Origin of the sequence: Duganella sp. Root1480D1, from assembly GCF_001427305.1 — a bacterium.
Classification (GTDB): domain Bacteria; phylum Pseudomonadota; class Gammaproteobacteria; order Burkholderiales; family Burkholderiaceae_D; genus Rugamonas.
In genome coordinates this window covers 1-4,386 of sequence record NZ_LMFZ01000031.1, presented here as the reverse complement: position 1 = coordinate 4,386, position 4,386 = coordinate 1, and the positions used below count along the sequence as shown (strand labels likewise).

Annotated in this window: 3 protein-coding genes; all 3 read right to left on the bottom strand. The window is 58.3% G+C overall.

All coding sequences use genetic code 11. The annotated features are described in order from the left end of the window. Positions 1-344, bottom strand: a 344-nt coding sequence (locus ASD58_RS20825; RefSeq protein ID WP_156401413.1) for a hypothetical protein, incomplete at its 3' end; no start/stop codon positions are given. Positions 345-352: 8 nt separating this feature from the next. After that, the gene (locus ASD58_RS20820; protein ID WP_057263145.1) at positions 353-1,081 is read right to left on the bottom strand and encodes a hypothetical protein; all 729 of its coding nucleotides are present in this window, start codon (positions 1,079-1,081) and stop codon (positions 353-355) included. 643 nt (positions 1,082-1,724) lie between these two features. Beyond that, on the bottom strand, positions 1,725-4,386 hold a 2,662-nt coding region (locus ASD58_RS31695), incomplete at its 5' end, for a hypothetical protein (RefSeq protein ID WP_200951646.1).

Below are 4,386 nucleotides of genomic sequence, written 5' to 3'. Positions count from 1 at the left end.
TTACGGGTCTTGGACAGCCAGGCATTTTCCGGCGCCATGACTTTGGCGTCGGAACGGATGATGCGGCCAATTGGACGGGTGCCGCTATACGGATCTTTCAGACGCACATAGGCAAAGCCCGGCGTTGCAGGGAAATTCAGCGTATAGGTATCGACACCGTTGGCGCTTGGACCGACCACCAGGGTGGCTGCAGCACTGCGGTCCGTGACATCGGAATCAGGGCCATTGGACTCGAACACTTTCACGCCGGTCGGTTCCAGTGCCAGGTAATCGCGCACCGCATCGCGGCCCGGCAGATCGACGCGCACATCGTGCAGCAGGATATGCGCGTTCACTGCCTGCATGATCGAGGTCAGCGAGCCGCCCAGTTCATCGGCGTGCGAGAACTTGGCTCCGCGGTGAATTTGCCGGCCAGCGTGGTCTGCATGATCCAACGGCCCATCTTGCTGGTGCCGCCGGCGATATCGCCAAACTTCATCAGCAGGGAATTCTGCGCAGGGGAGTCATCGACAAAACTGCCCAGCAACTGGAAGCCGATCAGCAGGCCTTGGTTGTTCTCAACGATCTTCGGCTGCGCCGAATCGATGGCCAGGTTGGCCGCTTTGGCCAGGCCCGTGTTCTTCACGCGCACGCCGAGAGTAAATGGCTCGGCCGCTTCAATGATTGGTGTCAGCGGGTCGTCGGCCACCACATCCTGGGTCATGAAGTAATCCAGCGTCAGCGAAGGCAGCGGCTTGACGGTGATCACGTCCGGATCGACTTCCAGCGTTTGCACTTCGCCCTGGAACTTGTACTTGAGGGTGGCGCCGACCAGGTACTTCTTGCCGAAAGGTGTTGCGCCCGCCGCACCAGGCGCAGGAATCATCAGCCAGTCGATGGTGGCGGTTGTTTTCGGCTGAACGACACCTGTGCCATCGACCGAAGCAATGCCATCCAGGTTCGAAATGCGGACGAAGAACTTTGCGGTGGTGTCGCTGGCATTGGAGGTCACCGCGACCGGCAACCCCAGCTCGTCGGTCACGCGCATCGTCACGCTGATGTCGGAGATCTGGTCACCGTCAACGTTGTTTGTAATGCGCATGGTCGCATCAAAAGCCTGCCGCTCGAGTGTCAACTCCTGCTTGATTTCGATTTTGACTTTGGCGCAGGAGGTTTCCTGTGCGTGGAGGGAGGAAGTACAAACCAGAACGATTGACCCGGCAATTCCAAGAAGCGCACGACGCGACCAGCTATATATCATTATTCTAAAAAATTAATTTCGTCTCTTAGGCGGAAGAGATAATCCGATCTATTCAAGCCTTGTAGGTCGTCTCAACAAGAGCAATAGAAAGCCCTCCCATCGAGAATTCCCAAACGATCGGATTATTCGCCCGACTAACAGACCTGATGCGAGAGCCGACACCAGATCCCGCGCTGTTTCGTATCGTTGGGCGCGTCAAGCTATAGTTGCTTTTGTTCGGCTCGTGGTGCTTGGCGTTCGCTCACCACCACCACTGCATTAGGCACGTCGGTTTCATAAGTCGCGCTTGGCACGATCTCTTGGCGGTCCTGCAGCGTGATTTCCTTGACGCTTATTTCCGCCGTTACCGAGTTTTAGTCGAGGAAGGTTGGCAGCGTCGCAGTCATACTTGGCATGATCCTCTCGCACCCTGCATGACTGCTTGCTTGCATTTTACCAAATTTAATTACCAAAAAGAAAATTTTATACGCGCTGGCAAGTTATCTCAGCGCGTAACTTGCACACTCCACTTCAACCCTTTGAGCATGATCGCGACAATCCCGGCATTACCGGGTCGGGCCCGTACCGTAACGGTCGCCGGCGTCGATCCGGTTTCCATGCTGTTGATCGCGCCGAATGTCAGCACGCCGGAGGCCGCAGTGACACCAGCATTCAGCATCTGCCCGTCCAGTACCGGCAAAGGCGTTGCGACGGCCCCTTTCAGCGCGGAACCAAGATTGCTCAGGCGACCAGTGACCGTGAACTCGGACTGATTTGCATCGATCTTGCGTTCGGCGATTACTTTCATCTCGCACAGGCGTAAGGTTTCGTCACCGGTATTAGACGTGGTGAACATCATGCTGCCAGGTTGCGCAGTGACGGTACGACCGGCCAGGAGCGGATCTTCGGAATATGCGAAGAACGAATTGGCCGGGGGTGAGACCTGTTTGCTGCATTGGTACGGATAAATAAGCGTCATCGCGATACTGCCGGAAGTGGCAGTTTTCACGAAATCATAACCTCCCAGATAGCCGGGGCCAGACGTTGAGTACGCAACGTCCTTGCCGGCGGCAATCGTCTGCGTCAGGCTAAAGGTGGCAGACGCGCCCTCGAACACTACGGCCGGGAAACTAGACTGAATTCGCGCTGGCATGGGGGTCCACCACACCAGCGAGCCGGGAGCATAAGCCTTCGAGACGGACTGCCCGTCCTGCACCACCATGAAGATATTGTAGGCGCCCGCCGGTGGCGGATCCTGGGTGAGGCCATCGGCCTGCCAGGTGTATCGGCCGCCAGTGGCGCCGCGTGCCTGGCGCAAACCCTCGACAATCGGCGTCCCGACGAAGTCGCCGCGGGAAGTGCCGTAGTACAGTGAAACCAGCTGCTCGCGTTCCGGATCAAGCCCCTCCCAGACCACCTCTTTCGACATCGTTCCGCGTCGCGCCTGCGATACCAGGAGTGGCGGCGCAAGCTGTACCGGCCCCGACTGAATCATGAATTGGGATGGAACGCTCCAGGCACTGCTCATACCCTCGGCATCGATTGCCCGTGCGCGCCACCAGTAGGATGATTTGTCTTGCAGCGATGCCGGCGCAATGAAGCCGGTACTGTTGGAGATGCCTCCGCCTGCCAGCTGAGTCATTCCCGCATCTTTGTACAACTCGAACTCGTAGCGCAGCGCACCCTCTTCCGGATCAAGTGCAGGGAACACTTCCAGTGTTGGCTGCAACTGAGAAGTCCACGCACCATTGCCTGGATTTTTCAATACCGGAACGGTCGGAGCATCATTTGCAAGGTTGACGCGGAAATCACCGCGGACCCAGTCAGACTCCGCCTTGCCGTCACTGGCCTTGGCACGCCACCAGTATTTGGTATTTTCCTGCAGATTATCCACCACCCATTCAGTAGTGCTGCTGCCTGCCGGGACTGGGGCCGAGACCCGCTTGGCTGCTGAATCGAAGGTCTTGGCGCTATCGATCTCAAACAAATAAGTCAGCGGTGCGCCTTCCGGATCGGAAGCATTAGTCACCGACAGGGTGACGCCATTCGCACCGAGAACACTGCCAGCCAACGGCATATTGAGCTTCGGCGCGGCCGGCGCCTTATTGCTCGTGCGGACAGTAAACGCCCTTGCTGTGGACACACGGGTGATGCCATTGGCCGTTGCAGCAACACGCCAGTAATACGTGGTGTTGTCAGTCAACGTGCTAAATTGCAGACCACCGCTGGCGACATTATCGGACGGCTCATGCTTCATTGGGTCGGCCATCACCGAGCCGGATTTAGCCACGGTCGTTAGTGCCGCATCTTTGTAGATCGTGAAGGTATAGTACGTTCCGCCCAATAAGCCGGTCTGCTTCGGACCAGTCCTGAACCAGGTGAATCCTGGCGAAACACTGGACACTTCGGCGCCTGGTGCCGGGCTGATCAGGTTAAACGGAAGCAGATCGTCGTTGACGACCGGATTCTCGATGCGGCCATAAACCCATGCGCTGTACAACGTTCCATTGGAACTACGAACGCGCCACCAGTATTTGGTTGCCACGTCCAAGTCAAGTGGCACCGTCCAATTGGTTGCCACTGGAACCACCGCACCACCGGAATCGCTAGTGAATGGCGTCTTATCAACAAGGGCGGTGGCCAGCAACTGCGCATGGCCAGCATCTGCATACAATTCAAACTGCAGCTTGGTCGTTGGATCATCCTGCTTGGTACCCGGCATGACCGACAAGGTCGGTTTTGCCTGGCCAACATGGGCGCCTGGCAGTGGCGACACAATTGTCGGCAGCGCTGGCCCCGCGGTGACAGGAGCTGCGGTAACAGTGATCGCCGCGGAGCGCTGCGCGGTGCGGGTGCCATCATTGGCGGTGTAGGCGATCACGTAGTCACCTTTACTGCCGGTGGCAGGGGTCCAGTCGAACACCCCGCGCGCCAGGCCCGGCGACTGCGGGTCGGCAGCCTGCTGGGTGAAGCGCGCGCCTGCTGGCAGCGGTGCGGCACTCAGCGCAACCGGCTTGCCGGCGGCACTGCTGCCCTCGACGATGAAGGACACTTGCTTGCCCTCTTCAACCGTGTGGTCGGCAATGAACTGCAGCTCCGGCGCACGATCGTTGGCCGATGGCGGATCGAAATCGGTGCTGTACACGCCCGTGGTCGCAACATCGAAG

What these genes read in the sequence shown, in the direction of transcription:
- ASD58_RS20820 (WP_057263145.1), bottom strand. Translation starts at nt 1,081, where the DNA reads ATGCGCATTACAAACAACGTTGACGGTGACCAGATCTCCGACATCAGC.